25 protein-coding genes are annotated in these 26,691 nt (G+C 66.5%); 10 read left to right on the top strand and 15 right to left on the bottom strand.

The genetic code is table 11. The features are described from left to right. Nucleotides 1-236: 236 nt before the first annotated feature. Nucleotides 237-935 carry a class I SAM-dependent methyltransferase gene (locus AB0J29_RS07095; RefSeq protein ID WP_364780578.1) on the top strand — a complete coding sequence of 233 codons (699 nt, stop codon included), beginning with the start codon at nucleotides 237-239 and terminating at the stop codon, nucleotides 933-935. Between the two features lie 4 nt (nucleotides 936-939). On the opposite strand, the gene AB0J29_RS07090 is transcribed toward AB0J29_RS07095, so the two are convergent. Further along, the gene (locus AB0J29_RS07090; protein WP_364780614.1) at nucleotides 940-2,508 is read right to left on the bottom strand and encodes a DNA polymerase Y family protein; all 1,569 of its coding nucleotides are present in this window, start codon (nucleotides 2,506-2,508) and stop codon (nucleotides 940-942) included. A 486-nt stretch (nucleotides 2,509-2,994) separates the two neighbouring features. Continuing rightward, on the bottom strand, nucleotides 2,995-3,729 hold the full coding sequence (locus AB0J29_RS07085; RefSeq protein ID WP_364780611.1) for a hypothetical protein: 735 nt from the start codon (nucleotides 3,727-3,729) through the stop codon (nucleotides 2,995-2,997). A gap of 481 nt (nucleotides 3,730-4,210) precedes the next feature. Here AB0J29_RS07085 and AB0J29_RS07080 point away from each other — a divergent pair, with 481 nt between their 5' ends. Both AB0J29_RS07080 and AB0J29_RS07075 read left to right on the top strand, forming a co-directional pair. Then, nucleotides 4,211-4,378, top strand: a complete 168-nt coding sequence (locus AB0J29_RS07080; RefSeq protein ID WP_364780575.1) for a hypothetical protein — start codon at nucleotides 4,211-4,213, stop codon at nucleotides 4,376-4,378. A 53-nt stretch (nucleotides 4,379-4,431) separates the two neighbouring features. Beyond that, on the top strand, nucleotides 4,432-5,553 hold the full coding sequence (locus AB0J29_RS07075; RefSeq protein WP_364780572.1) for a serine/threonine-protein kinase: 1,122 nt from the start codon (nucleotides 4,432-4,434) through the stop codon (nucleotides 5,551-5,553). Nucleotides 5,554-5,696: 143 nt separating this feature from the next. Here AB0J29_RS07075 and AB0J29_RS07070 read toward each other — a convergent pair whose 3' ends face one another. From AB0J29_RS07070 to AB0J29_RS07055, 4 genes are all read right to left on the bottom strand, one after another. Beyond that, nucleotides 5,697-6,332 (bottom strand): response regulator transcription factor, encoded by a 636-nt coding sequence (locus AB0J29_RS07070; protein ID WP_364391084.1) that lies wholly within the window; start codon nucleotides 6,330-6,332, stop codon nucleotides 5,697-5,699. A gap of 137 nt (nucleotides 6,333-6,469) precedes the next feature. Then, nucleotides 6,470-7,873: a PspC domain-containing protein gene (locus AB0J29_RS07065; protein WP_364780569.1), complete on the bottom strand. Its 1,404-nt coding sequence runs from the start codon at nucleotides 7,871-7,873 to the stop codon at nucleotides 6,470-6,472. Between the two features lie 94 nt (nucleotides 7,874-7,967). Continuing rightward, nucleotides 7,968-9,116, bottom strand: a complete 1,149-nt coding sequence (locus AB0J29_RS07060) for a VCBS repeat-containing protein (protein ID WP_364780566.1) — start codon at nucleotides 9,114-9,116, stop codon at nucleotides 7,968-7,970. Nucleotides 9,117-9,414: 298 nt separating this feature from the next. Further along, complete coding sequence (locus AB0J29_RS07055; RefSeq protein WP_364780563.1) at nucleotides 9,415-10,041, bottom strand: TetR/AcrR family transcriptional regulator; 627 nt, start codon at nucleotides 10,039-10,041, stop codon at nucleotides 9,415-9,417. A 165-nt stretch (nucleotides 10,042-10,206) separates the two neighbouring features. Here AB0J29_RS07055 and AB0J29_RS07050 point away from each other — a divergent pair, with 165 nt between their 5' ends. The 3 genes from AB0J29_RS07050 (at nucleotide 10,207) to AB0J29_RS07040 (ending at nucleotide 13,159) form a co-directional block, all read left to right on the top strand. Then, complete coding sequence (locus AB0J29_RS07050) at nucleotides 10,207-11,016, top strand: thioesterase family protein (protein WP_364780608.1); 810 nt, start codon at nucleotides 10,207-10,209, stop codon at nucleotides 11,014-11,016. A gap of 189 nt (nucleotides 11,017-11,205) precedes the next feature. Beyond that, the gene (locus AB0J29_RS07045) at nucleotides 11,206-12,954 is read left to right on the top strand and encodes a PspC domain-containing protein (protein WP_364780560.1); all 1,749 of its coding nucleotides are present in this window, start codon (nucleotides 11,206-11,208) and stop codon (nucleotides 12,952-12,954) included. Next, nucleotides 12,947-13,159 (top strand): hypothetical protein, encoded by a 213-nt coding sequence (locus AB0J29_RS07040; protein ID WP_364780557.1) that lies wholly within the window; start codon nucleotides 12,947-12,949, stop codon nucleotides 13,157-13,159. Before AB0J29_RS07045 ends, AB0J29_RS07040 begins: the two co-directional genes overlap by 8 nt. 251 nt (nucleotides 13,160-13,410) lie before the next feature. On the opposite strand, the gene AB0J29_RS07035 is transcribed toward AB0J29_RS07040, so the two are convergent. From AB0J29_RS07035 to guaB, 4 genes are all read right to left on the bottom strand, one after another. Further along, nucleotides 13,411-13,866: a hypothetical protein gene (locus tag AB0J29_RS07035; protein ID WP_364780554.1), complete on the bottom strand. Its 456-nt coding sequence runs from the start codon at nucleotides 13,864-13,866 to the stop codon at nucleotides 13,411-13,413. 74 nt (nucleotides 13,867-13,940) lie between these two features. Beyond that, nucleotides 13,941-15,509: a glutamine-hydrolyzing GMP synthase gene (gene guaA, locus AB0J29_RS07030; RefSeq protein ID WP_364780551.1), complete on the bottom strand. Its 1,569-nt coding sequence runs from the start codon at nucleotides 15,507-15,509 to the stop codon at nucleotides 13,941-13,943. 157 nt (nucleotides 15,510-15,666) lie between these two features. Continuing rightward, nucleotides 15,667-16,839 carry a GuaB3 family IMP dehydrogenase-related protein gene (locus AB0J29_RS07025; protein WP_364780548.1) on the bottom strand — a complete coding sequence of 391 codons (1,173 nt, stop codon included), beginning with the start codon at nucleotides 16,837-16,839 and terminating at the stop codon, nucleotides 15,667-15,669. A 333-nt stretch (nucleotides 16,840-17,172) separates the two neighbouring features. Beyond that, entirely contained in the window at nucleotides 17,173-18,717 is a 1,545-nt protein-coding gene (guaB, locus tag AB0J29_RS07020) for an IMP dehydrogenase (RefSeq protein WP_364780545.1), read from the bottom strand. A gap of 305 nt (nucleotides 18,718-19,022) precedes the next feature. Between guaB and AB0J29_RS07015 the strand changes: the two genes are divergently transcribed. Further along, nucleotides 19,023-19,436 carry a DUF5319 domain-containing protein gene (locus AB0J29_RS07015; RefSeq protein WP_040686729.1) on the top strand — a complete coding sequence of 138 codons (414 nt, stop codon included), beginning with the start codon at nucleotides 19,023-19,025 and terminating at the stop codon, nucleotides 19,434-19,436. 216 nt (nucleotides 19,437-19,652) lie between these two features. Here the strand turns inward: AB0J29_RS07015 and AB0J29_RS07010 are convergent, their stop codons facing one another. The 3 genes from AB0J29_RS07010 to AB0J29_RS07000 all read right to left on the bottom strand — a co-directional run bounded on the left by AB0J29_RS07010 (nucleotide 19,653) and on the right by AB0J29_RS07000 (nucleotide 22,291). Then, nucleotides 19,653-20,633 carry an anti-sigma-D factor RsdA gene (locus tag AB0J29_RS07010; RefSeq protein WP_364780542.1) on the bottom strand — a complete coding sequence of 327 codons (981 nt, stop codon included), beginning with the start codon at nucleotides 20,631-20,633 and terminating at the stop codon, nucleotides 19,653-19,655. A gap of 88 nt (nucleotides 20,634-20,721) precedes the next feature. Further along, entirely contained in the window at nucleotides 20,722-21,300 is a 579-nt protein-coding gene (locus AB0J29_RS07005) for a sigma-70 family RNA polymerase sigma factor (RefSeq protein WP_364507763.1), read from the bottom strand. 127 nt (nucleotides 21,301-21,427) lie between these two features. Continuing rightward, a complete protein-coding gene (locus AB0J29_RS07000) occupies nucleotides 21,428-22,291 on the bottom strand; it encodes a hypothetical protein (RefSeq protein ID WP_364780539.1) in 864 nt (287 codons plus the stop codon). Between the two features lie 628 nt (nucleotides 22,292-22,919). Between AB0J29_RS07000 and AB0J29_RS06995 the strand changes: the two genes are divergently transcribed. From AB0J29_RS06995 to AB0J29_RS06985, 3 genes are all read left to right on the top strand, one after another. Continuing rightward, nucleotides 22,920-23,213: a WhiB family transcriptional regulator gene (locus tag AB0J29_RS06995; RefSeq protein WP_014981828.1), complete on the top strand. Its 294-nt coding sequence runs from the start codon at nucleotides 22,920-22,922 to the stop codon at nucleotides 23,211-23,213. A 339-nt stretch (nucleotides 23,214-23,552) separates the two neighbouring features. Then, the gene (locus tag AB0J29_RS06990) at nucleotides 23,553-24,128 is read left to right on the top strand and encodes a sigma-70 family RNA polymerase sigma factor (protein WP_364780536.1); all 576 of its coding nucleotides are present in this window, start codon (nucleotides 23,553-23,555) and stop codon (nucleotides 24,126-24,128) included. Between the two features lies 1 nt (nucleotide 24,129). Next, a complete protein-coding gene (locus AB0J29_RS06985) occupies nucleotides 24,130-24,381 on the top strand; it encodes a hypothetical protein (protein ID WP_364780533.1) in 252 nt (83 codons plus the stop codon). A 286-nt stretch (nucleotides 24,382-24,667) separates the two neighbouring features. On the opposite strand, the gene groL is transcribed toward AB0J29_RS06985, so the two are convergent. Further along, nucleotides 24,668-26,278 carry a chaperonin GroEL gene (gene groL, locus AB0J29_RS06980; RefSeq protein WP_364780530.1) on the bottom strand — a complete coding sequence of 537 codons (1,611 nt, stop codon included), beginning with the start codon at nucleotides 26,276-26,278 and terminating at the stop codon, nucleotides 24,668-24,670. An 88-nt stretch (nucleotides 26,279-26,366) separates the two neighbouring features. Beyond that, nucleotides 26,367-26,666, bottom strand: coding sequence for a co-chaperone GroES (groES, locus tag AB0J29_RS06975; protein WP_364390777.1), 300 nt, complete (start codon nucleotides 26,664-26,666; stop codon nucleotides 26,367-26,369). Nucleotides 26,667-26,691 lie beyond the last annotated feature (25 nt).

The following is a 26,691-nucleotide window of genomic DNA, read 5'->3' as shown; positions in this document are numbered from 1 at the left end:
CGCACCCCGGCAGGTGTATTCCTGGGACATCACCAAACTCGCGAGCCGTCGAGACTCGCGACTTCGTCGCATGCGCTTCGACGACTCGGACGCGAGACGGGCCGCGAACGTCGCTCGTAAGACTCGCTCCGCTGTGGTCCCCAGAGCCGAATAGCCTGGACACTCTATGTTCGGCATTCATTGAGTGTCGGAAAATTGTCTGGCGGTTGCCGGTGTATCGCGACAATACTGCGGCTATGCCCTCCTTCGCGGACTTCGATCGCCGCAACTATCGCACCGTTGATGTCGCCGCAGGGTACGACGGGTGGGCGCCGACGTATGAGCAGACCGTCATGGACAAGATGGATCTCGCACTGCTGAATCGGCTGCGGTGCCCGGACTGGGGTGGGGTGCGGCGCGCCGCGGATCTCGGCTGCGGGACCGGACGGACCGGAGCTTGGTTGCGGGAGCGGGGAATTCGGCATATCGATGGTGTCGACGTGAGTGCGGGGATGCTGGCACGGGCCCGTACGCGCGGGGCGCACACCACACTTGCTCATGCCGATGTGCGTGACACCGGATTACCCAGTGGTGCATATGATTTGGTGATCTCCTCACTGATCGACGAGCACTTGGACGAGCTCGCGCCCTTCTACGCGGAAGCCTGGCGACTGGCCGCGCCCGGCGGCACTTGTGTCACAGTCAGCTATCACCCCCAGTTCATGATGGTGACCGGTATGCCGACGCACTACACCCCTGCGGAAGGTGAGCCGGTCGCGATCAGCACGCATCTGCATTTGATCAGCGAGCAGGTGTCGGCGGCGTCGGCGGCGGGCTGGGTGCTCACCGAGATGGTCGAGGCGCTGGTGGATGATGCCTGGATCGAGGCCAAGCCGAAATGGGCCGAGCTGCGCGGACATCCGTTCACGCTGGCGCTGGTGTGGTCGGGCACATAACCAGTCAGTCGTAGAGCCCCTCGGCGCGCCAGGTCCGATCGTTGTAGATGAGCAGCAGGACGCGGACATCGGCCGGTTCACCGGCGAGTTGCACCTGGATGCGGGCGGCGATTCCGGCGCAGAGGGCGGCGGATTCCGGCGTCCACCAGTGTTCGTCCACCGGCCAGGGACCGGCCCAGCCCGCGAGCCGCCACTGTTTGCTGCCCCAGCGCAGCAGGGCCGGGTCGGCGGTGAAAAGGCCACGGTCGGTGACCTGCACGGGCGTTGTGTCGGCGGCCTCCAGCCGCACTACCGGACGGTTCACCAGGATCACCGCGGGTGCGGGCCGGGGCAGGCGGCCGGGCCACGGCAGGGCCGGGTCGGCGGCCGGAATCGGCTCGTCACCGAGTGCGACCATGGTGATGCGTTCGGCGGGTCCCCGACCGCCGCTGAGCACGCCGATCCGAACCGCCTCGCCGCCGAGCAGCCCCTGCACCCGGATCAGGGCGCGGCGGGCCCGTTCGTCTTCCTCGCCGACACCGCCCCACAGCCCGAGCTGAAGTGCGCTCGCCGCGACGACTTCGACGGGTTCCAGGCGCAGCAGGGTGATCGGTGCGGTAGGCCGATCGCGGCGGGTGAGCCAGCCGTCCAGCTGCCAGCGCACCCGATCCGCGGTGCCCTCCGGGGTCAGCGGTTCGGCGCACCGCCAGATGCGCGAAAGTTGTTCGCCCGCCTCGGTTTCCGCGAGTACCGACAAGCGGGTGCAGGCCATCGAGGCATTGGACAGCGCCTCGTGCAACTGGGTGGCGAGCAGGCGCCCCGCGAAGGCCGCGGCATCGACCCGATCGATCGGCGGATCGCAGCGATACTGCACCGTCAGATCCTTCGGCGGGCGACGCGCGGACGGCGAACGCTCCGGTACGGCCCTGGCGCAACGATGCGCCAGCACGGCATCGGCGCCGAAGCGCGAGGTGACCTCGATCGGAGTCAGCGCGGCGAAATCACCGATCCGCCGTAATCCCAAGCGGTGCAACAGATCAACCAGATCGCCGCGTTCCGGTGCGGACAGGCTCGGCTCGAGCGCGAGTTCGCGCACCGGCAGTGGCGCCAGGAACCGCGCACCCGCGCCGGGCGGCACGATCGCGGTGCAGCGCGCGGCGATCACCGCCGTGGACAACTCGTCGGCAATGCCGATCTGCGCCTCCACCCCCACCGCGGCGGCCGCGTCGACGAGCCGTTCGGCCGCCGCCTCCTCGGACCCGAAAAATCGCGCCGCACCCCGCGCACCGAGCACCAACAACCCAGGGCGTAGCACCTCCACGCCCGGCACCGTCGCATCGATGGCCGCGACCACCGGCTCGAACAGTCGCGCATCCCGGTCCGGATCCATCTGCGCGACATACACGTTCGGGCACCGTGCCTGTGCCTCGCGCTTGGCCAGTCCACGCCGCACCCCCTCGGCCCTGGCGATGGCCGAACACTCCACCACCTTATTGGCGAACAGCACCGCCACCGGTCGCGTAGCAGGCACCCGCGCCACCGCCGCCGCCGTCACCGCCGACCAGTCCGGACACCACAGCGCCAGCACCCGCATCCCACCCACCCGACTCGGCCGAATCACCGCCGCACCCCTGCAGGCGCGCAGCCGACCGGATCACGTCGCCGCACAACGTGCACAGGAGCCGTACTCCCATGCCGACTCAGGCATCCGGCGACCGCGATTCGGTGGGCGGCACCGGTTTGCGCGCCCTCGTGGCCCAGCGACGCCGTCGTGCCCTCCTCTGCGCCTGTCCCGGCTCGTCCACTTGTCCATCGATGTGCGGACAACCGCCCACTGCCAAGACGAATTGCGATGCCGCACAGCCCATATCCGGGCCGAGTCCAGTGCGGCGCACGCGGACCGCTGTTGCTTATGCCAGTGAGCATCACTGCACTCGGATCACGGCAGCGCATCGCATGCACGGGTGTCACCTCACTTGCGGGGCATACTGCGCTCGCCCGCCGCGTCGAGACCTCGCCTCGCCGGAAATGGCCGCTTCGCGTGGCGGAACTCACGATCCGGCGGTCGCCGAGGACCGACTCAGGACGCCGCACCGTGCGCCTCGACGGTTGCTTCATCGGCCGCGGCGACCGTTTCCAGTGACACCCATTCCACTCGACTCGCACTGGGGCGCAGTTCGATTCGGCCGTGACAGGGCGGGCCCGCCTTGCCGCGGACCGCGACCTCCAGACTGAGCGAGCGGAGGCGGCCGCGGCCCGCGCCGAGGCCGCCGTACCCGGCGATGCGGGTATCCACGCGTAGGGACGGATTGGGCCAGCGGCCGTCGGTGACCACCAGGGTGGCTCCTTTACTGCGCGCACGGGCGGCGATGACACGGGTGCGGGACGGGGCGACGGCGGCGCCGGCGAGGCCGAGCACCACCAGATCGAGGCCGTCGAGCAATACCGCGGCCACCTCCACCGGATCCGGCCCGGGATCGGCGACGACGGCGAGGCGCTGCAACTGCGCACCCATTTCGACCGCGGCGAGCAGCCCGAGCCGCGGCATCCCGACCACCGCGGCATGCCCACCGCCCTCGGTCACCGCGGCGAGCAGCCCGGCCAGCAGCGAACTCGCCCCCGAATAGGCCACCACCGAACCCTTGACCAGGCCGCCATCGGGCAGTAGCTCCGCAAGGGCAGGCGGCACCGCAAGCGCTTCCCTGCGCAATTCGGCGGCGCGCGGAATCCGCTCGGCCGCCACTTCCCCGCGCCCGGGTATCGCGGCCATCCGTCGCCGCAGCTCATCCAGTGTCGGTTTATCCCTCGGCGGCATCGTGTCCCGCCGTCTCCCCGCCCCTGATTCCTCATCCGAACCCATCACAACCACCTACTTCCAACGATGGACCCGAGGCGAAGCGCGCGGCCCGAACCCTCACGATCAAAGGTTCAGCACCGATCCAGCTATCGATAGATATCGAATATACGTTCGATACCCGCTCAGTAGAAACCCGCCCTCGACTTCCGTCAAGTACGCGCACCGACCGCGATCACTTCGCAACTTTGCCGTTAGGGGAGTTGATCAGCTTCGATATGGCTATCGCGGCTGTGTGTAGTTGCCGTACAACTTCCGGCTCTGGACACCCGGCCAGGTGGTCAGCCTGGCGCGGGCGTTCGGGTATGCCCGGGAGGTGTCCAACGACGCTCTATGTGCGCGGCAGCACATCCACAACGCCGGGCTCCCGTACCTCAGCTCTCGAAAGGCTGACCGAGTCGAAGATGACCCGCAACGGGCGTGGCCGACCGAGGTGTCGTCGGTGATGCTGCAGCAGGCGTTGGCGGATCTGAATACCGCTCACCGCAACTTCTTTCAGTTGGTCGCCGACAAACGTGGGGCGCGAAGCTCACCCCACCGCGGTACCGGTCCCGCAAGGACAATCGGAATGGTGGACGGCACGCACCCGGATCGGCTATTGGCGCACTAGGGTGTCGGCCCCGAATCAGGCCAGCTGGCCTCATTTTCGGCTACCCTGCACCCGTGACCGAACGCGCTCGTCCCATTGTCGGCCCCGATTACCTGGTTGCCGGCCGCTACCGTCTGCAGTCGAAGCTGGGTGGCGGCGGTATGGGCGCGGTATGGCTCGCACACGATCGCCTGCTCAACCGGGATGTCGCGATCAAACAGGTGCTCTCCACCGCCGGACTCCCGGAGGCGCAGGCCAATGCGATCCGCAACCAGATCATGCACGAGGGCCGGGTCGCGGCCAAGCTCTCGCATGAGCACGCCATCGCCGTCTACGACGTGGTGCTGGAGGCCGGTGAGCCGTGGCTGGTGATGGAGCATCTGCCATCACGCAGTGTCGCAAGGGCATTGGCGCTGGTGAACGCGCTGCCGCCGATCGAGGTAGCGCAGATCGGTGCGCAGGTCGCCGATGCGTTGGCGGCCGCGCACGCCGCGGGCATCGTGCACCGCGATATCAAACCGGGCAATATCCTCGTCGCCGACCGCGGACCCGTCGTCGGCATGGCCAAGCTCAGCGACTTCGGCATCTCGCGCGGCGCGACCGACAGCTCCGACGAACCGGACGGTGTGATCACCGGCACCCCCGCCTATCTGCCCCCGGAGGTGGCGCGCGGCGCGCAGCCCACCACGGCCAGCGATGTGTTCTCCCTCGGCGCCACGCTCTACACCGCGATCGAGGGACAACCACCGTTCGGCATGGACGACGACACCGATGCCGTGGTCTATCGCGCGGCCATGGCCCAGATCATCCCGCCGAGCCGCAGCGGCATGCTCACCAACGCCCTGCTGCACATGATGGAACCGGCCCCACAGCGCAGGCCGACCATGGCCGAGGCGCGGGACGAAATCCTCACCGCCGCATTCGGACCCGGCACCGGTCCGTACATCCTCGGCGCTCCGGTACGCACCGAAGACGGCACCATTCCGGCCTGGGCCGCCCGCAATTCGGCATCGGGCCTGCGCAGTCCGCATTCGACTCCGCTGCCGCGCCCGCACCGCAGCACCCCGTCAAGTCCAGCGGCCGCCGCACCCCAGCGCCCGAAGCCGAAGGAACCGAGCAATGCCCCGCTCGCAATCGCCATCGGCCTGCTGATCGGTCTGATCATCATCATCGCCGTCATCATCGCCATGATGTAACTCCTGCGGCGAAACCTGCTGCACCGCAGCCTCTTAACTGCCGCACGACTCCACACCACGCGCCGACCGCGCCACGACGAGCAACCGTGCGGCAGCCGAAACTGCTCGCAGCTCAGCCGAAGCAGCAGCCAAACGGTAACGGGTCAGTCGATGCGGCGGCGGTGGGCCCAGCGGGTCAGGGCATTGCGGTTGGATTGCTGGGTTTTGCGGAGCACGTTGGAGGCGTGTGTTTCCACGGTTTTCACCGAGATGTAGAGCTTCTCCGCGATTTCACGATAGGTGTAGCCGCGGGCGAGGAGCCGCAGTACCTCCAGTTCGCGCGGGGTGAGCGAATCCAGTTCGGGATCCAGGGGCGGCTCCGGCACCGGTGATTTGCCGGTGAACGAGTCGAGGACGAAACCGGCCAGCCGCGGGCTGAACACCGCATCACCACCAGCGACCCGCCGAATGCCATCGGCCAGTTCCGATCCCGAGATCGTCTTGGTCACATAGCCGCGCGCACCCGCACGGATCACCGCGATCACATCCTCGGCGGCGTCGGAGACGCTCAACGCCAGGCACACCGGACCATCATCGATCCCGGACAGCACCGCGACCCCGCCACCGTCGGGCATATGTACATCGAGCAGTACGACATCCGGACGCGCGGCATTGATTCCGGCGACCGCCTCGGCCACCCCTCCGGCCTCTCCGACGACCTCCATATCGGTCTCCCGGCTCAATTCGGCCCGCACACCCGAGCGGAATACGGCATGATCATCGACGAGAAAGACCCGCACGGCCACCTACTTCTCCTCACCCTCGGTGGATCGACCCACCCTGACGCACGGACCGCCCACAGGCCGTCCGCACTTCATCGGTACCACAACTGCCACCGCATCGGTCCGTCATCCCCGCGTCGCACCATCGGTAGCGATCAGTTGGCGTTGCCGACTGTCTGTCGTACTCCGTCGACCTGATCGTCGCCGACCAGCTGTTCCGCCTCGGCCCGGTCCCGATCGGCACCGGAATCGGTGCGCGGCATAATGATCCGCACCTCGGTGCCCCGACCGAGTCCGGACAGAATCTCCACCTGACCGCCGCGCCGCTCGATTCTGGCGCGAATGGATTTCGCGACACCCTGCCGATCCTGCGGCACCGCCGTGATATCGAATCCGGCCCCGCGATCGCGCACGAAGATGCTCACCTGATGCGGTTCCGCCTCGGCGAACAGATCGATCTCCGGGACGCCCGCGTGTTTGGCGGCATTCACCAGCGCCTCCCGGCTCGCGCCGAGCAATGCGGTGAAATGCTCCTTCGGCAGGCCGGATCCGCTGTCGGCACCGTCCATCGTCACATCGCCGACGGTGACCGGTGTCACCTTCACCCCGTGCTGATCCTCGACCTCGCCCGCGATCGTGCGCAGCGCCGCGGCCAGACTCGACTGCGCGGGCCCGGAATCCTCGAAGAGCCAGCGCCGCAGTTCCCGCTCCTGACTGCGCGCCAGCCGAGCCACCTCTTGCGGATCATCGGCCTGACGTTGAATGAGCGCCAAGGTCTGCAGCACCGAATCATGCAGGTGGGACGCGATTTCTTCGCGTTCCTCATTGCGAATGCGGGCCGCACGCTCGGCATTCAGCGCACTCATCATGCGCAGCCACAGCGGCACCGTCAACAGACCGGCACCGATCAGCGTCACCGCCACCGCGAGCAGCGCGGAGCCGAGCGAGCTCAGATCGATCCTGGCCAGCACCACCACGCCGAGGCCGAGCACGATCATCGTGATCCCGGCGACGATGCGCGACCAGGTCACCACCGACGGTCGCGCGGGCAGTCCGAGCAGCGACCGCGGGCCATCGGTGTCGTATTCGCGCCACACCAGCGCCGCACCCACCGCCACCACGACGACCGGCACGATCACCTTCGCCGCGGTACCGCTGAACAGCCACGACACTCCGACCGCGAGCCCGAGCCCGAGCAAGGCGAGCCCGATCGCCTGACGGCGCTCCTTGCCGGTGGGCTTCACCGCATCGTTGCCGCCAGGAGTGAAGATCCACAGCATCCCGTAGGCGACGATTCCGGCCCCCGCGAGTGCGGACAGCAAGACGAATGCCATCCGCACCTTGAACACATCGAGCCCGAGATGGTCGGCGACACCGCCGGCCACACCGCCGACGATCCGGCCACCCGAACGCCGCACCATCCTCGGATACGGCGGGGTGGGCGGGAGGACCGGCGCGGCGCCGAAGCGGCCGGGGCCGGGTGCAAACCCAGGCGCGGCACCGAAACCTCGTGGATCGGCCCCCCGAGCAGCATCGAACGCGGGCACGGACGGGTACATGCCTTCGATCCTGGCACGGCTCACCGACACCCGACCATAAGGAATCACCCTGATCTTCTACGGGCCCCGGCCCGCCGGAGCCCGTAGCGGTCGATCAGGCGGCGTAGTCGATAGCGGGCCCGAAGGTGCCGTCGCCGTTGCCGTAGCGCAGGGTGATGTTCCCCGTGCCGGTGTTGCCGATGACCGTGTCGATCTTTCCGTCGCCGTTGAAGTCGGCGAGAATCGGGGTGGACAGGGGGACGAGCCCGCCGGAGGGGTAGGTGTGCGGCGGGCCGAAGGTGCCGTTGCCGGTACCGAGCAGCACGCTGATGCTGGAGGTGCCGCCATTGGCAACCACCATGTCGAGCAAGCCGTCGCCGTTGAGGTCGGCGAGGTCGAAGCACTGCGGGAGCAGACCGCCGGTCTGATATGTCGCGAGCGCGCCGAAGGTGCCGTCACCATTGTTGAGCAGCGTGGATACGGTGCCTGCGACAAGGTTGGAGAACAGGATGTCGGCCTTGCCATCGGCGTTGATGTCGCGCGCCATGCCGTACCAGGCGGTCAGGGCACCGTCGCCGAATGTAGTCGGGGCGTCGAAGGTGCCGTCACCGCGGCCGCGGTAGATCTGGATGGTGCTGTTGACGTAGTTGCCGCGTAGCAGGTCGAGGTTGCCATCCCCATCGAAATCTGCGACGTCGGCGGAGCCGGAGCCGACGCCCAGGTTGCTGGAGACGGTGTAAGCCGGAAAGAAAGTGCCATCGCCCTTGCCCCGAAGCACCGACCATGACGGGGCCTGGTTGGAGGTGGCCAAGTCAGGGTTGCCGTCGTGGTCGAAGTCGCCGACGACCACCGCCCCCGGGGCCAGGTCCGTCGCGTAGTTGACAGCCTCGGCGAAGGTGCCGTCGCCGTTGCCCATCAGTATGGAGACATCGCTCGTGGTGAAGTTGGTGACGGCCATATCGAGTTTGCCGTCGTGGTCGAAGTCCGCGATGGCGACATAGTCCGCCTGACCGCCGGTGGCATAGCGGACGGCGGGCTGGAAACCTCCGCCGGGCCTTCCCAGGAATACCGACACTCCGAATCCGAGCACAAAATCGCTGAATACGACATCGGTGTAGCCGTCGCCGTTGAGGTCGGCGATCGCGGGAACCGCTGGGCCTGTGAGGCTGGGGAGCACATCCGCAGATGCTGGAGTGCTGGTGAAGGCGGTACCCGCCAATGCCGCAGCGACGCAAGCGCTGACGACGAACCTGGTGCGTGACACTTTTTCCTCCCAGTAGGACCGATATCAGTAGAACGCTACGGCGTTCTCAGACATGGTGATCTTGCGCACACCACGCCGATTCCTGTCTGGTCCGGACAAGAAAGCCACGCCGAACTGCCGTTCTTATATCGAGCTCGTCTTGCGGCGTCCGGAGCGGACAACCGACGGATCCGCCGCCGGACCGGATAACCGCCGCAAGGCATGTCTACCAGTGCTTTTCAGATCGAATACCGACCAATGGCTTAGGCAGCTCACAGCCGCCGCGCCATACGTTTCGCTGGGGCGGAAACGTCAGCGATCAGGCTCGAAGGAACAGCCGCAGTGCCGCGTCGACGACGGCGTCGCGAGTTCGATTGTCCGGATCGGCGTCCGGACGCAGCCAAATGGAGGCGTGGTTGAGGATGCCGTGCAGGCAGTGCAAGGCAACCGACGGGTCCGGACAATCGAACTCGTCGCCGGCGATGCCGCGGTCGATGACATCGCGGAAGATCTGGTCGTGGCGGCGGCGCATTGTCTTGATGGCCTCGCTGTGCTCGTCCGGCCAAGGCGCGGGGAACGAGAAGAGCTTGCCTACTTCGGGGTACCGCACCGTCAGCACGTGTAGCTGCTCGGTGACGAGCGCACGCAGTTGATCGGTCGCGGACTGGTCGGCCGCGGTGTCGAGGGCTGCGCCGAGACGGGTCAGCACGTCGGTGGTGAGCTTCTCCAATGCCGCGGCGACCAGCGCGTCCTTACTCGGAAAGTAGTGGTACAGCGTGGCTTTCGCGATATCGGTGCGCTCGGCCACGTCTTCGAAGCGCATACCCTGATATCCGCTGCTGGACAGGATCTGCAGCGCGGCCGCGATCATCTCCGCCTTGCGACGATCGCGACGGCGGGCCGCGCGCCCGGCGGGCGCGGCTGCCTCGTCCACAGTCGAAGTCATCGCCCGATCATATCCGGGGCATTCCGTCGAAAAATCCACCGTGAACCGCGTGGATGGACTCCGCGGTCGATAGCCCGACCAGCTTGCAAAACCCCGTGAAATCAACCACAAAGATTAACTTCCGACTGGATAGACTGAAATTCGACCCATAGGTTGATATTCGTGATGGATACGACCCGACCTGAGTCCAGCTACTTCGAACGCGTCGGCGCGCACCGCTTCGTCCCGACCGGCCACGCGAGTGGAGCATGGGCCACCGACGAGCAGCATTTCAGCCCGCTCGGCGGGCTGATCGTCCACGAGATCGAACGGGTACGGGCACACGAAGAACGCCCTGCCCTGGTGCTGAGCCGCATCAGCTTCGACATCCTCGGCCGAATCGCGTTCGAGGAGTTCGATATCCACGTGGAGACCGTCCGGCCCGGCCGTACCATCGAGCTCGTCCAAGCCACGGTCACCATCGCGGGCCGCGATGCCGTTTCCGCGCGCGCATGGTTCCTCGACACGCACGACACCGATAACGTGGCGGGCGGCGAACCCGACCGGTTCCCCGAGCCCGAATCGCTGCCGTCATGGCCACTCACCTCGATGTGGTCCGGCGGCTACATCACTTCCCTCGACACCCGTGCGGTCGGCATCCCACAGCCCGGACGCACCACCGCGTGGATCACCACCCACCTGGACCTGGTTGCCGGTGAACAAGCCAGCGACCTCGCGTCGTACGTCGCCCTGGTCGACACCGCGAACGGCATCGCGGCCCGGCAGGAGCCAACCAAATGGATGTTCCCCAACCTGGACCTGACCATCCACCTCTATCGCCAACCCGAGGGCCGATGGACCGGTCTCGACACGAGTGTCATCTTCGGCCGAACCGGCCAGGGCCTCACCTCCACAGTTCTGCACGACACCCGCGGACCCATCGGGTATGCCCAGCAGATCCTCACCGTCCGCCCACAACCGGACCGTCAGCCGTAACGGCTGCCCGAGCGACCGCATCTGTCATGCCACCGCCACCCGCATGACTCCCGAACTCTGGCACCGCTACCTGTCCCAACTCTCCTACCGTCCTCGTGCGACGACTGATCAAGAGACCGATTGGTCCAAAAGGATCAGCCATAGTTTCAGGGTTCCCCCCGATGCGCCGCAGTGCTGGTCAACCCCACCATGGGAAACATGACAAAAACGAGCTTCGGCGATCAAATACACCAGATGTGGCAGACGCGGCCCGTCCGGTTGCCGCGGCAAGGTCCGATCGCGGGCGTCGCGGCCGGATTCGGACAGCGCTACGGGATCGATCCGGTGCTCGTGCGGGTCGCGCTCGTGGTGTCGACGATCTTCGGTGGGGCGGGCATTGTGCTGTACCTGCTCGCCTGGCTGCTGTTCAGCGAGGCGGGCGATCAGTCCTCGGCGGCGGAGTCGCTGTTCGGCAAGGGGCACAGCTCGCAGTCGCACACCAAGACCATCGTTTTGATCGTGGCACTCGCCATCGCGGTCAGCACCACCGGACCGATCGGCGTCGGACTGGGCGGCTCGGGCCTGATCAGCATGGCGCTGATGCTGGCCGGTTGGTGGATGCTGTATATGCGAAACCCGCAGCCACCGCTGGGCACGAGTTCGCCCGGCGCCTCCACCGGCGGTCTCACCGTGACCGGCTATCCCGGAGCGGTATTCCCGCCGCGCACGATGCCGGGCGATTTCTACGCATCGGAGACCAGCATGTACACGCCGTACACGAAGTTGCCGGACGCATATGTTCCGGACGCTCCCGCACCGGAGACACCGGTTGCGAATGCCTCGGCGCAACAGGCAGATCTGGACACGGTCCCTTTGCAAGACGCCGAAAAGACCGGCAGCAAAGCCGAACTGATCGAAACAGGCGGCACGTCAATCGACGCGGACGCGACGCCAGCCGATGCCGACACGGTCCTGGCTCGTAAGGAAGACACCGACACCGTCGTGCTCGACAAAGGCACCGCGGGTACCAGGGCACTTCCCGTCGAGACCACAGCGCCGGACAATGAGGCAACGCCGCGAACCACCGCTGCCGAATCGCCGCACGCGACCGGCGGCCCCTCCGGCGGGGCCCCAACGTCCGCCGCGACAGCTGGCGGCACCATATCGCCATCCGGCGCAAGCGACACCGATCCGACAACCGGCGGCAGCTCACGAACTGAATCCGCCCCCGCCACAGGCACTCCTCCCTCCCGCACGACGGCGGCGGCACCCGCACATCTCACCGGCCCGACCCCACCCTCCTGGGATCCGCTCGGCGTCGCCCCGCTCGCCTGGGATCTCCCCGAACCCACCCCGACCCGCACCATCGTCGCACCTCCGCTGAAGCGTCCCCGCTCCCGGCTCACCCCGGTGGTGCTCGGTCTGGCCATTCTGGCCGCCGCCGGTGCGGGTGCGCTGGCCGCCTCCGGCAACGAGTGGATGACACCCGGCCGCATCGGCGCGGTGGCGCTGGCGGTGATCGGCATGGGTCTGGTGATCGGCGCGTTTCTCCGTCGCGGCTACGGCCTGCTGGTGCTGACCGCACCGCTCGCCGGATTCGTGGTGCTGGCCTCGATGATCGGCCCGATCGAATTCGACAGCGCCACCGTCGGCGATCGCATCTGGGCGCCGACCTCGATGACCGACCTGGCCCCGAAGTACGAATTGACCATGGGGACAGGCACATTGGATCTGCGGTCGCTGAAGCTGACCGAAAACCGAACCGTCGAGGTCGCGGTCCGGGTCGGCGAGGCCAAGATCCTATTGCCCGAGGGGATGGCGGTGCACACCGATTGCTCGGTCAATATGGGAGAGGTCAACTGCCCCACCGGTATTACCGGCCCGCATGCCGACGGCGCGCCGATGCTCGATCTGAAAGTCCATGTCCGGACCGGCAATGCGGAGGTGCGCCGTGGCTGACCCCACCGAAGACAACGTCACCAAGCGGAGACCGTCCGTCTCCCTGCTGATCGTCGGATTGCTCGCCCTCGGCGTGAGCATCTGGGCCTTCATCGGCCCGGCCACCATGACCGCAACCGGTGTGGCCTCGATCGGCTGGGGCGTCGTGATCGCCGCCATCGTGGTCGGCGTCCTGCTGGTCATATCCCCGCGCAGACCCGGCTGATCACCCGAATGGCCCGTCCCGCAGACGGGCCATTTTTCTTTCCGGAGGACAGAACGCCAATGCCCATGGAACAGTTCGACAGCCACGACGAACCGAACGGTCATAGGGGAATCCCGATCGGCCGTTTCATGCCGCTGACACCGAGCCGGAGCTACCTCGGCGGCGGCTTGCTACTCGGGCAACCCATCCTCGGCCGCACACCGGGCACGCCGACTGCCGCAACCGCCCCCGAAAGGTACTCCCCGAACCCACTACTCCAAATAGGCCGGGCAACCCAAATGTCCACTGATCCGGTCGAGTAGCCGCTGCATACTCCCTCGCTGCTTGCCCTCGACACCCCGCGCGACCATCGGCACCATCCACCGCGCACTGGTCGCGATATTGAACACCTGCTGGGTCATCCGAGCCCCCTTCGGATGCGGCAGCACTCGACATTCGGCGCGAAACCACCACTTTCCCTCGACCGCGAGCATTGCCTGTGCCCGATCCACCTCGACCCGAATCCCATTGGGATTCCCGGCGATCGCGGCCCAGAACTCATTCGGGCCACCGCGCAGCCGCAGGTCGGGATCGGGTCCGTGGGCGAGGAAGAAGCCGTTGTGCGGACCGACCGGGCCGGCGCTCACCGTGGTGAGCAGCGCGGCCACCAACCCACACGGTGCCTCGACGACCGCGTTGACGGTGCAGAGCGGCTTCTTCGCTGCCATCCGGACCCCCTGGTAACTGGACTATCCGGCCGACGGTACTCCCGAAATCCGGCAAACCAGGCCCGATTGCGGAGTCACTCCCATTCGATGGTGCCCGGCGGCTTGCTCGTCACATCGAGGACAACCCGGTTGACCTCGGCCACCTCATTGGTGATGCGGGTGGAAATGCGCTCGAGCACGTCGTAGGGCAGCCGGGTCCAGTCCGCGGTCATGGCGTCCTCGCTGGAGACCGGGCGCAGCACGATCGGGTGACCGTAGGTGCGGCCGTCGCCCTGCACGCCGACACTGCGCACATCCGCGAGCAGCACCACCGGGCACTGCCAGATCTGGCGGTCCAGTCCCGCGGCGGTCAACTCCTCGCGGGCGACGGCATCGGCCTGCCGCAGCGTGTCCAGGCGGTCCGCGGTGACCTCACCGACAATGCGGATGGCCAGGCCGGGCCCCGGGAACGGCTGGCGGGCAACGATTTCCTCGGGCAGCCCGAGTTCGCGGCCGACCGCGCGCACCTCGTCCTTGAACAGCAGCCGCAGTGGTTCGACGAGTTCGAACTCCAGATCCTCGGGCAGACCGCCGACATTGTGGTGGCTCTTGATATTCGCGGTGCCGCTGCCGCCACCGGATTCGACGACATCCGGGTAGAGCGTGCCCTGCACCAGGAACTCGACCTCGGAGGCGCCGCCACCGCTCTGCTCGACGACGACCTCGGAGACCGCATCCTCGAACGACCGGATGAACTCCCGGCCGATGATCTTGCGCTTCTGCTCCGGATCGGTGACGCCCTTCAGCTCGCCGAGGAATTTGTCCACCGCGTCGACAGTCACCAGCTTGGCGCCGGTCGCGGCGACGAAGTCCCGCTGCACCTGCTCGCGCTCCCCCGCCCGCAACAGGCCGTGGTCGACGAACACGCAAGTCAGCCGGTCACCGATGGCGCGCTGCACCAACGCGGCGGCGACCGCGCTGTCCACACCACCCGACAGCGCGCAGATCGCATGGCCCTCGCCGATCTGCTCACGCACCGACGTGATCAGCGATTCGGCGATATTGGCCGGGGTCCAGGTGGCGGGGATCCCGGCGAGATCGTGCAGGAAGCGGCTGAGCACCTGCTGCCCGTGCGGCGAATGCAGCACCTCCGGGTGGTACTGCACACCGGCCAGCTTGCGGGCCCGATCCTCGAATGCGGCGACCGGTGCGCCCGCGCTGGTTCCGGTGACCTCGAAGCCCTCGGGCGCGTCGGTGACCGCATCGCCGTGGCTCATCCACACCGGCTGTTTGGTGGGCAGACCGCCGTGCAGCAGACCGCCGTCGGTACTGAGTTCGGTGCGGCCGTATTCACGGGTGCCGGTATGCGCGACGGTGCCGCCGAGCGCCTGCGCCATAGCCTGGAAGCCGTAGCAGATGCCGAAGACCGGAATACCGAGATCGAACAGCCGCGGGTCCAGCCGCGGCGCGCCCTCGGCGTACACACTGGACGGTCCGCCGGACAGAATCACCGCGAGTGGCTGCTTCTCGGCGATCTCGTCCACCGTGGCGGTGTGCGGGACCACCTCCGAATACACACTCGATTCACGGACCCGCCGGGCGATCAGCTGGGCGTATTGTGCGCCGAAGTCGACGACGAGGACCGGTCTCTGAGTTTTTGCCACTCGAACAGTTTAGTGAGGGAGCGAAGCGAGCGAACCATCGGTACAGCAGGGTTCTCCCTGCGGTCACCATGGCCCACTCCGAACGGGTGCATCACGCCATCCAGCAGTTCCGCCGTGGGCAGTCCGTCCCGACGCAGGTGCGCCGAGCGCGGCTGAATCACGCGCGAACGCTGAGGCCGACCCGCTGGAATTCCTTGAGGTCGGAGTAGCCTGCCTTGGCCATCGAGCGGCGCAGGCCGCCAACGAGATTCAGCGAGCCGAACGGGTCGTCGGAGGGGCCGTACAGCACCCGCTCCAAGTTCGGGCGCACCGTCTCGGCGATATCACCGGACAGTTCGCCGCCCAGATCCCACGGATCCTCCACATGCAGCAGCGAACCGCGCGGCACCGATGGATGCGCGGCCGAGGACGGCCAGTACCAGCCGCGACCCGGTGCCTCGGCGGCCAGCCCCAGTGGTACCCCGAGCATGGCGGCATCGGCGCCGCAGGCGATGGCCTTGGCCAACTGACCCGAGGTGGCGATATCACCGTCGGCGATCACATGGACATAGCGCCCGCCGGTCTCGTCCAGGTAGTCGCGACGCGCGGCGGCGGCATCGGCGATGGCGGTGGCCATCGGCACCCCGATGCCGAGCACCTCGCCGGTGGTCGTCGCGCCCGGATAGGAGCCGTAGCCGACGATGACGCCCGCGGCGCCGGTGCGCATCAGATGCAGCGCGGTCTTGTGATCGCTCACGCCACCGGCCACCACCGGCACATCCAGTTCGGCAATGAAGGTCTTGAGGTTCAACGGCTCACCGTCACCGACATGTTCGGCAGAGATGATGGTGCCGTGCACCACGAGCAGGTCGATACCGGCCTGCACCAGCGCCGGGGTCAGCGCGCGCGCGTTCTGCGGGCTCACCCGCACCGCCACCGTCACACCAGCGGCCCGCACCTGCGCGACCGCGGCCGCCAGCAGATCCGGCTGCATCGGCGCGGCATGCAGTTCCTGTAGCAGCCCGACGGCGCGCTCATAGCCGCTCTTCGTGACGAGTTCGAGCAACTGGTCGATCTTCGCGGCGACGTCGGCGTGCCGAGCCCACAGCCCCTCACCATTGATGACGCCGAGGCCGCCGAGCCGGCCGAGTTCGATGGCGAACTCCGGCGAGACCAGCGCATCGGTGGGGTGCGCCAGGAACGGGATCTCGAATCGGTAGGCGTCCAACTGCCATGCCAGCGATACCTGCTTCGACGAACGAGTCCGCCGCGACGGGACGATATCGACATCGTCCAGTTCATAGGTACGCCGGGCGGTCCGACCCATACCGATCTCGACCATGTCGCGCACGCTTGTTCTCCTTGTCTCATTGCCGCGCCTTCGGCACGGCGTGTTCGCGGCCCGTCTCGCGTCCGAGCCGTCGAGACTCGCGACTTCGCCGCATGCGCTTCGACGACTCGGCTGAGTCGATGGCCGCGCCTTCGCGCGGATGCGAGACGGGCCGCGAACTCCTCGCTCGTAAGACTCGCTCCGTCGTGGTCGACAGAGCGGGGACTGGCCATCGGGACTCGTTATCCCTGGCCACTCGCTTCGCGCAACCGTCGCGGCTGTTCACCGCGACGACCTGCGAACAAGCTCAATCATGCACGGACCGGACGGTCCCGTGCACCAACCTCAACCGGACTAGCCGCGACCAGTGTAGTTGGGGGCCTCGACGGTCATCGTGATGTCGTGCGGATGGCTCTCCTTGAGTCCCGCCGCGGTGATCTGCACGAACTGTGCCTCCTGCAGATGCGCGATGGACTGCGACCCGGTGTAGCCCATGGCCGCCCGCAGCCCGCCGACGAGCTGATGGATCACCTGGTTGACCGGCCCGCGGAACGGCACCCGACCCTCGATGCCCTCGGGCACCAGCTTGTCCTCGGCGAGCACATCGTCCTGGAAGTAACGATCCTTGGAGTAGGACTTGGCCTGGCCGCGGCCCTGCATGGCACCGAGCGAACCCATGCCGCGGTAGCTCTTGAACTGCTTGCCGCCCACCAGGATCAGCTCACCCGGCGACTCGGCGGTACCGGCCAGCAGCGAACCGAGCATCACGGTGGACGCGCCTGCGGCGATGGCCTTGGCGATATCACCGGAGAACTGGATGCCACCGTCGGCGATCACCGGAACGCCGTGCGGCTTGCACGCGGCGACAGCCTCGAGGATCGCGGTGATCTGGGGCGCGCCGACACCGGCGACCACGCGGGTGGTGCAGATGGAGCCGGGACCGACACCGACCTTCACCGCATCCGCGCCCGCCTCGACCAGCGCGGCCGCACCGGCTCTGGTGGCCACATTGCCGCCGACGATCTGGATGCGATCGCCGACTTCGGCCTTGACCTTGGTAACCATCTGCAGCACCCCGGCCTGATGCCCGTGTGCGGTATCGACGACGAGCACATCCACCCCGGCGTCGGCCAAGGTCATCGCGCGCGACCAGGAGTCCTCGCCGACACCGATCGCGGCGCCGACGAGCAGGCGGCCGTCGCGGTCCTTGGTGGCGTTCGGGTACTGATCGGTCTTGACGAAGTCCTTGACGGTGATGAGTCCGCGCAGGCGGCCGTCACCGTCGACGATCGGCAGCTTTTCGATCTTGTGGCGGCGCAGCAGACCGAGCGCGGCCTCGGCGGTGACGCCCTCCTGCGCGGTGATCAACGGCGCCTTGGTCATCACATCGGCGACCCGCCGGTTCTGATCCACCTCGAAGCGCATATCGCGGTTGGTGATAATGCCCACAAGCGCGCCGGTCTCATCCACCACCGGCAGGCCGGAAATGCGGAAGCGGGCGCACATCGCGTCGACCTCGGCGAGGGTGTCGGTGGGGCGACAGGTCACCGGATCGGTGACCATGCCCGCCTCGGACCGCTTGACGGTCTCGACCTGCGCAGCCTGATCGGCGGCGGCGAGATTGCGGTGCAATACACCCATACCGCCCGCGCGCGCCATGGAGATGGCCATGCGCGCCTCGGTCACGGTGTCCATCGCGGAACTGCAGAGCGGGGTGCGCAATCGGATCTCGCGGGTCAGCTGGCTGGAGGTTTCCACCGAGCTCGGGATGAGATCCGAAGCGGCCGGTAGCAGCAGCACATCGTCGAACGTGAGGCCGAGCATGGCGATCTTGTTCGGATCGTCACCACCCGTAGGAGGGCGGACCGCGATTCGTTCGCCCGATACGGGATTACTCATTCGGATCGACCCCTCCTGGACGTCGAAAGCAACGAACGCCGGGAGGACCGGCGTCGTGGAAGCTGTTGGGATGGACGGTTGCGGCTCCGCCAGCGCAGTCGGATACTGGCCGGGCCTGTCACCCATGGTATCTGTCCCGCAAACTCGCGCCCGACAGCGCCTCGACAACACTCGAGTCCGCTGTGCGCGATACCCGCCATGTCCCTGGTTCGCCCGCCGCGGTCGGTCGCGAAACCGTGCCCACCGCCGAAACTGGCGCGCCGCATAGCTGGCGAAGAGCACCCTGTTCTGCGTACCGTGGGGGTGTGCGTGACCATCTACCACCTGGCTTGCCGCCGGATCCGTTCGCCGGAGACCCCTCCGACCCGTCCGCCGCGCTCGATGCCATCGAGCCCGGTGAACCGCTGGATCCCCACGAGCGCCTTGCGGTCGAGGAGGACCTCGCCGACCTTGCGGTTTACGAGGCACTACTAGCGCACCGTGGCATCCGAGGACTCGTGGTCAGCTGCGAAGACTGCAGACAGGACCACTACCACGACTGGGATATGCTGCGCGCCAACCTGCTTCAACTGCTGGTCGACGGCACGGTGCGCCCGCATGAGCCCGCCTACGACCCGATGCCGGAAGCGTATGTCACCTGGGATTACTGCCGGGGATACGCAGACGCCTCGATGAACGAGGCCTTCCACGGCGACGGATTCGATGGGTTCGACAGCTGACATCGCGCGCTCACACAGCGCGCTGACGCGCGGATGTGATGTGAAATAGCTGACAGACAAAAGCCGACCGCCGGTCGGCGATCGGTTCATGCACGATGATTCGGATGTCCACGCACTCACGACACGCGCGGCTGTGGCGGATATATATCCGCCACAGCGCTTCTGCTGCATCGAGCGCTTCGACGAACCAAAGCGCTATCGGAGGATCGACTCCGATTAAGGGGTCGGGCTCGATCCGGGCAACCCCGGCAAAGACGGCAATGATGGCAAAACAGTGGGAATCACGAAGGTCGGCGGCTGCTGATGGGTCGGGGGTTGCGCGGGCGGGCTACTGTCCACGCTCGGCACGACCCCTGTGGGTTGGGTTCCCACCACGGTGCTCGGCGGCCCCTGGTTCGGATGACTGGGCTGGGTCGGCTGTTCTGGAGTGGTCACCGGCGGCTGGGTTGTCGGCGATGTCGACTTACCCGGTGTATTCGGTGCCGTCGTATCGACCGGCGGCGCCATGACGGAGGTCGAACCAGTACTGCCCGACGGCTTGGTGGTCGTCGGGTTGGTGCCATCGGTTGCCGCCGGGTTGGATGTCGTCGGTGCCGTACTCGGCACAAGCAACTTCCCGATCTCCGGAGCGACCTTGTTCAACTCCGCAATCAAGGCGTTGAGTTCGTTGATTCGCTTGTCCCGCTTGACCGGATCGTCGATCAGCTCGGCATTTGCCTTGGCGCCCTCCAGCTTTTCTCTGGCCTGCGTCGGATTGTCCTGAGCGAGTGCCACTTTCGCGGTGGCCAGATCGCTGTCGGCACGCTGCACCACGGTCGACTGCGCTTGCTCGCTGAACACGACTTCCTTGACCCGCCAGAGCGGATCACCCGGAGCGGCGCCATAGGAGAACGCCGACAGACCACCGATGACCAGAGCCAGCGCGGCAGCCGTCCCGAGAATCGGACTGACAAGCCGTAGTCGCCGACCGGACTGTGCACCGACGCGGACCTGCCGGGCACCGATCTCCTGATTGACCGCGGCAACGATCTCATCGAGGTTCGGTTCAGCAGGCAGCGGCGGAGAAATCAGCTCCGCTCGCCAATCCGCCAGCAGCGCCGCGAGCTGAAACTCTTCCGCGCTGTCGGTCTGCACCGGTCCGTTACTAGCAATGGCATCAATCAGCGCATCGTCTTTGCGCACCGCCGCGATGTCCACCGGACCAGTGTCACCACTCCCGGCGTAGGGACCGCTATTTCGCGATCCACGTCGCGCCTTCCAGTCGCCCCGACCGCGCTCGCCATCCCTAGCCATACATTTCACCTGCCCTCGCCACTTGTGACTTCAGTTTCGCGAGCGCCCGGTGTTGGGCGACGCGTACCGCACCCGCCGTACTGCCCACGGCGACTGCGGTTTCTTCTGCTGACAAACCCATGACCAAACGCATGATCAGAATCTCGCGATGCTTCTCCGGAAGCGTCGCGAGCAGGCTATTCATCTGCCTGCTCGTTTCGGATTCCAGAGCGCGCTGTTCCGGCCCCTGGTCGGTGGATATGACATCTGGTACTTCGGCCATTGCCTCCGCCTTGTTACGGGCGGCGTTGCGATGAGCGTCGGCAACCTTGTGCGAAGCGATTCCGTATACGAAGGCCATGAAGGGCCTGCCCTGGTCCTGATACCGGGGCAGAGCTGTCATCACGGCCAGACATACCTCCTGCGCAACGTCGTCCGCAGAGAGCTGTCCACGCTCCGCGGCGCCGATCCGCGCGCGGCAATAGCGCACCACCAACGGGCGGACCATTTCGAGTACCTGGGCTAAAGCGGATCTGTCGCCCTGCGCAGCGGCAGCGACGGCGAGGTCCAACTCTTCGCCCGTGTTCGTCATCGTCAGAGAATTTCCTGGCGTTACAAGTGGCACCGGCGGAGATGACCAGTGCTTCCGCCGAAGGGGCGGAACGGATCTAACAATAGCGATACAGCCCGTGGATACGGGCAACACGGTGGTCTCTTGATCAGACTTGGGAATCACTCATGGGACGAAAGCGCCCGCCACGACGGCAGATAGTCTCCGCGCATCTCTGCGCATCGGTAGCGGCCGCGCCGGCGCCCGCGCCGACGGACACTCCGGCGCGCAACATCGAACTGGCCCAACGCAATGGGAGCAATCCGTACTCGCGACACTGCTCGGCGACCTCTTCGGCGAGCGCGCGCGCGTGGTCGATATCACCGGCCGCCGCGGCGGTCGCGGCCACCAAGAGCCGGGACTTGACCCGGTGCCGGACCGAGGGGCCGTCCTCGGCCAGTGCGAGGGCCGTCGCGACATGGGGGGCGGCGGTGTCGGCGGCACCGGAAGCGAGTGCGGTCTCCGCGCAGACCCAATGCCAGCGGATCAGCGTTCGCCAGCCGTGCGGGGAGTCCGCCTGGGTCATCGCGTCATGACTGCGGCGGAGCAGACGGGTGGCCAGCGCCAGGCGGCCGGTACCGAGCGCGTCGGCCGCGAGACCGGTCAGCGCATCACAGATCGCGTCCACCCGATCGGGCCCGACTGTGGCCGCCGTCGGCAGGATCAACGCGGCCGCGCGACCGTCGTATCCGGCAGCACGGGCATGCCAGCCGAGCTGACGTAGAAACGAGCCTTCAGTACTCGCGGCCAGCGACAGCAACACCGGATCGGTGGTTCGCGCGCGCAATACCCGCAACTCTTCCCGTGCCGCGGCATAGCAGCCCTGACCACCGAGGATCACCGCCCGATACCAGGAATCGAGCGGATTCGCGGCGGCTGGCAACTCGGTAGCGACACGGCCGGGGCAGGCACCGAAAGCCGCGTCGACAAGCATGGCCGACGCGATATATGTAGGGGAAGCAGGCACGAGCACGGGCGAACTCTATCCCAAGCGGTGCGGGCGCCCGCGCCGCGAGAAACCGTCTGCCAAGTACTTCCGGCTAATATTGAGCGATTTCATCGCCGTCGCCAGGTTTCCATCAGGTAAAAGTACTACCGGCAATCACATAGCGTGTGCAACCGGAATTCACACGCGTTTCACGCCATTAACCTCAGCGTCCCGTTTCCGCCATCTCCGATCGACCGGACATCGAACCCGCACATCGACGATGTGACAGGGCCCATGCCGCGGCGTACTCGCTACCACACGGGGAGGCGAGCATCGACCCTTTCCCACCTGCGGGAATGCGGAATACTGGCGCCATGCGAAGACAAACCGGACTCCGGTCAACCGATCATATTTACCGGACTGGTCCAAAAAAGTAAACAGCTTCGAGGTTAAATTTCGCAGCTTAAGATTTAGGAAACTGCCGCGTCGAACTATTGACGGAATTTCGCGGCTGGACCTAACGTAGCTCATCGCCACGGTCGGTGCCGCGCGAAATTGCAGCGACCGCAATAGGCGAGCCCCTGGCACGTCGCCGACCCAGCGCCGTGGCCACAACTGTTGCAGAACAACTGCTCGACAACACTGACGAGCTCGCACCACGAGGAGTTCACCAATGCCCATGCCGACCCACCTCCCCGGACCGAACGCGGACGTCTGGGACTGGCAGATGCGGGGATCCTGCCGAGGCCAGGATTCCGCGGTGTTTTTCCACCCGGACGGTGAACGCGGCCGCGCCCGTACCGCGCGCGAGATGCGCGCCAAGGAGATCTGCCGGGCCTGCCCGGTGCTCATGCAGTGCCGCAGCCACGCGCTCAAAGTCAGCGAGCCCTATGGCATCTGGGGCGGTATGTCGGAAACCGAGCGCGAGATGCACGCCCGGCGCAACCGGCGTCGCATGGCCGTGTGAAACCAACTTCTTCCCATCCAGGTGGCGCGGCGCGCCGAATGCCTAGCAAACACGCGGCGGCGGCCACAAGCCGGAGTCGATTGCACATACGGCGTTTCGCGAAAACCATCGGCGTGTCACGGCGTGTCCCCCGCCAGAACCGCCTGCGCGTCGAGGTTTACCGGGTAGTTGCTAGTCCACACAAGGTTCACTGATACCCCACTGCACAGGGTGTGATAGCAGCCAGCTACGGTAGTGACCGATGACACAGAATGGAGCGTTGTGACAACGCGGCCGCCGGCCGCAGAGGGCGACTCGTTCCGAAGAGAAGCCATCCCACCTACCGTCGCTTCGAACGGGGTGGAATCTGCGGTAACGGCACGCGCCGCCGAAAGTATCGAACTCGCCGCACTTCTCGAACGTTGCGGCCGGTCCGACCAGGAGGCATTCGCCGAGCTGTACGACCGAACGTGCGCGCGCGTATTCGGTCTGGTGCTACGCGTCCTGCACGACCCCGGCTACGCGGAGGAGACCACCCAGGAGGTGTATCTCCAGATCTGGCGGACCGCATCCAGTTTCGACGCGGCCAAAGGATCCGCGGTGACATGGTTGATGACCCTCGCACATCGGCGGGCCGTCGACCGGGTCCGCACCGAACAGGCCCACACCCTGCGCGAAGTCGCTTACGGGATAAGGGTTCTCGGTAATGAATTCGATGAGGTCACCGAAGAGGTAGAGCGCAGGTTCGAGCAACGGGCCGTCCAGCAGGGTCTGGGGACATTGACACAGACTCAGCGGGAAGCCATCTCGCTCGCCTACTACGGCGGGCGAACCTACGCGGAAGTCGCCGACTTCCTCGGCGTGGGGCTACCGACCGTTAAGTCCCGGATACGGGACGGATTGACACGACTGAAGAAAAGTTTGGGGGTGACGTGAGATGAACGAAGCTCGGATCGATCTCGCGCACGCCGTCGCGCTCGGATCGATCGACGACGAAGAACACAATGCGGTACAGGAAGTGCTCGACGGCGAGGACCCCGCACTACGCGCGGAATTCATGACCGAAGTCAAGCAGACGAAGGAAGTCCTCGCCGCGTTCGCGGAGGCGATGGCGGCCCAGCCGCCCGCCGCCCTGCGTGCCAGATTGCTCGCCGCCATCGCCGCTGAGCAGCCACCCGTCGCCTCGTAAATCTCTGTACAGACGGCCGATCTACGTCACCACTGCCCACGAAACAACTGATTTCGCCGGCACAGGGTAACTCGTCGGGTACGCCCAGAACCCGGCTGGCGACAGTCCGCCGGTCCATAGCGAAACTCTCGGCGGCACCTACCGATCGGCACAGGGTTCGGGGTGGCAGGGGAGCCGCGATTGATATTTTTCGACTTATTATCCGGCCTTTGCGTTCATATTGTTCATAAACGAAGGCCCCCGGGACGACGTGCGATCCCGGGGGCCATTGCCGTGCGGCCTACGCTCAGTGCGCGTGACCGTGGTGGCTGTGGTCGTGCTCCTCTTCGGCAGGCTTGTCGACCACGGCGCTCTCGGTGGTGAGGATCATCCGGGCCACCGACGCCGCGTTCACGACTGCGGAACGGGTCACCTTCACCGGGTCCACGACACCGTCGGTGAGCAGATCACCATAGGCGAGGGTGGCGGCATTGAAGCCCTCCTTGCCATCGGCGACCTTGCTGACCACCACGGAACCGTCCACACCCGCATTGGTGGCGATCCAGTACAGCGGCGCACGCAGTGCGGTACGCACCGCATCGACGCCGATGGCCTCATCGCCGGAGAGCGAGTCGCGCAGTTCGACGAGCTTGGCGGCGGCGTGCACCAGCGCGGTGCCACCGCCGGGCACGATGCCCTCGTCGACGGCGGCCTTGGCCGCACTCACCGCGTCCTCGACCCGGTACTTGCGCTCCTTGAGCGCGGTCTCGGTGGCCGCGCCGACCTTGATCACCGCGACGCCACCGGCCAGCTTGGCCAGGCGCTCCTCGAGCTTCTCCCGATCCCAATCGGAATCGGTGGCCTCGATCTCGCGCCGCAGCTGCGCGCCGCGGGTCGCGATGTCCTCGGCGGTGCCGGCACCGTCGATGATCGTGGTGTCGTCCTTGGTGACGACCACGCGACGCGCCTTGCCGAGCACCTCGATGCCCGCCTCGCGCAGCGCGATGCCCAGATCCGGGTTGACCACGGTGCCCGCGGTAACGACGGCGAGATCGTCGAGAAACGCCTTGCGCCGGTCACCGAAGAACGGGGCCTTCACCGCAACGGCCTTGAGGGTCTTGCGGATCGAGTTGACCACCAGAGTGGACAGCGCCTCGCCCTCGACGTCCTCGGCGATGATCAGCACCGGCTTGCCGGATTCGGCGATCTTCTCCAGCAGCGGGAGCAGATCGGGCAGCGAGCTGATCTTCTCCCGGTTCAGCAGGATGTAGGCATCCTCGAGGATGGCCTGCTGGCTGTCGGCATCGGTGACGAAGTAGGGCGAGAGGTAACCCTTGTCGAACTGCACGCCCTCGGTGACGACAAGTTCGGTCTGCAGCGTCGAGGACTCCTCGACGGTGACGACGCCGTCCTTGCCGACGGTGGTCAGCGCCTTGCCGACCATCGCGCCGATCTCCTCGTCACGCGAGGAGACGGTGGCGACCTGCGCGATGGCCTGCTCACCGGAGACCGGGGTGGCCAGCGCGAGCAGCGCCTCGGAGACCGCGTCGGCAGCCTTGGCGATGCCCGAACCGACCGCGATCGGATTCGCGCCCGCGGCAACGTTTTTCAGGCCTGCGCGGACCAGCGCCTGGGCCAGCACGGTGGCGGTGGTGGTGCCGTCACCCGCGACATCGTTGGTCTTGGTCGCAACGCTCTTGACCAGCTGCGCGCCGAGGTTCTCGAACGGATCCTCGAGGTCGATATCACGCGCGATGGTGACACCGTCGTTGGTCACCGTCGGGCCGCCGAATGCCTTCGCGAGCACGACGTGGCGACCACGCGGCCCGAGGGTGACCTTCACCGCATCGGCGAGCTTGTCGACACCGCGCTCGAGAGCACGACGAGCGTTCTCGTCGAACTCGATCTGCTTTGCCATGTGTTTGTCAGCTCCTGTGTGTTCTGGGCCGAACGCACTCCGCCCCGGGTCGCGAAAGACACCGGGGCGGAACGCATGTGCCTATCGGCTACTTGGTGACGACGGCCAGGATGTCGCGCGCCGACAGGATGAGGTACTCCTCGCCCTGGTACTTGATCTCGGTGCCGCCGTACTTGCTGTAGATGACGACGTCGCCTTCCTTGACGTCGACCGGGATGCGGTCACCCTTGTCGGTGACGCGTCCGTCGCCGACGGCGATGACGGTGCCCTCCTGCGGCTTCTCCTTCGCCGTGTCGGGGATGACCAGGCCGGAGGCCGTCGTCGTCTCGGCCTCGTTGGCCTGGACGAGGATCTTGTCCTCGAGCGGCTTGATGTTCACGCTCGCCACGTTGAGCCCTCCACTTTCAGGGGAT

Origin of the sequence: Nocardia sp. NPDC049707, from assembly GCF_040674855.1 — a bacterium.
Classification (GTDB): Bacteria; Actinomycetota; Actinomycetes; order Mycobacteriales; family Mycobacteriaceae; genus Nocardia.
The sequence above is the reverse complement of the archived record's forward strand: the minus strand, read 5'-3'. Positions and strand labels throughout refer to the sequence as shown.

What these genes read in the sequence shown, in the direction of transcription:
- AB0J29_RS07095 (WP_364780578.1), top strand. Translation starts at nt 237, where the DNA reads ATGCCCTCCTTCGCGGACTTCGATCGCCGCAACTATCGCACCGTTGAT.
- AB0J29_RS07090 (WP_364780614.1), bottom strand. Translation starts at nt 2,508, where the DNA reads ATGCGGGTGCTGGCGCTGTGGTGTCCGGACTGGTCGGCGGTGACGGCG.
- AB0J29_RS07085 (WP_364780611.1), bottom strand. Translation starts at nt 3,729, where the DNA reads ATGCCGCCGAGGGATAAACCGACACTGGATGAGCTGCGGCGACGGATG.
- AB0J29_RS07065 (WP_364780569.1), bottom strand. Translation starts at nt 7,873, where the DNA reads ATGTACCCGTCCGTGCCCGCGTTCGATGCTGCTCGGGGGGCCGATCCA.
- AB0J29_RS07055 (WP_364780563.1), bottom strand. Translation starts at nt 10,041, where the DNA reads ATGACTTCGACTGTGGACGAGGCAGCCGCGCCCGCCGGGCGCGCGGCC.
- AB0J29_RS07050 (WP_364780608.1), top strand. Translation starts at nt 10,207, where the DNA reads ATGGATACGACCCGACCTGAGTCCAGCTACTTCGAACGCGTCGGCGCG.
- AB0J29_RS07045 (WP_364780560.1), top strand. Translation starts at nt 11,206, where the DNA reads ATGGGAAACATGACAAAAACGAGCTTCGGCGATCAAATACACCAGATG.
- AB0J29_RS07035 (WP_364780554.1), bottom strand. Translation starts at nt 13,866, where the DNA reads ATGGCAGCGAAGAAGCCGCTCTGCACCGTCAACGCGGTCGTCGAGGCA.
- guaB (WP_364780545.1), bottom strand. Translation starts at nt 18,717, where the DNA reads ATGAGTAATCCCGTATCGGGCGAACGAATCGCGGTCCGCCCTCCTACG.
- AB0J29_RS07005 (WP_364507763.1), bottom strand. Translation starts at nt 21,300, where the DNA reads ATGACGAACACGGGCGAAGAGTTGGACCTCGCCGTCGCTGCCGCTGCG.
- AB0J29_RS06995 (WP_014981828.1), top strand. Translation starts at nt 22,920, where the DNA reads ATGCCCATGCCGACCCACCTCCCCGGACCGAACGCGGACGTCTGGGAC.
- AB0J29_RS06985 (WP_364780533.1), top strand. Translation starts at nt 24,130, where the DNA reads ATGAACGAAGCTCGGATCGATCTCGCGCACGCCGTCGCGCTCGGATCG.
- groL (WP_364780530.1), bottom strand. Translation starts at nt 26,278, where the DNA reads ATGGCAAAGCAGATCGAGTTCGACGAGAACGCTCGTCGTGCTCTCGAG.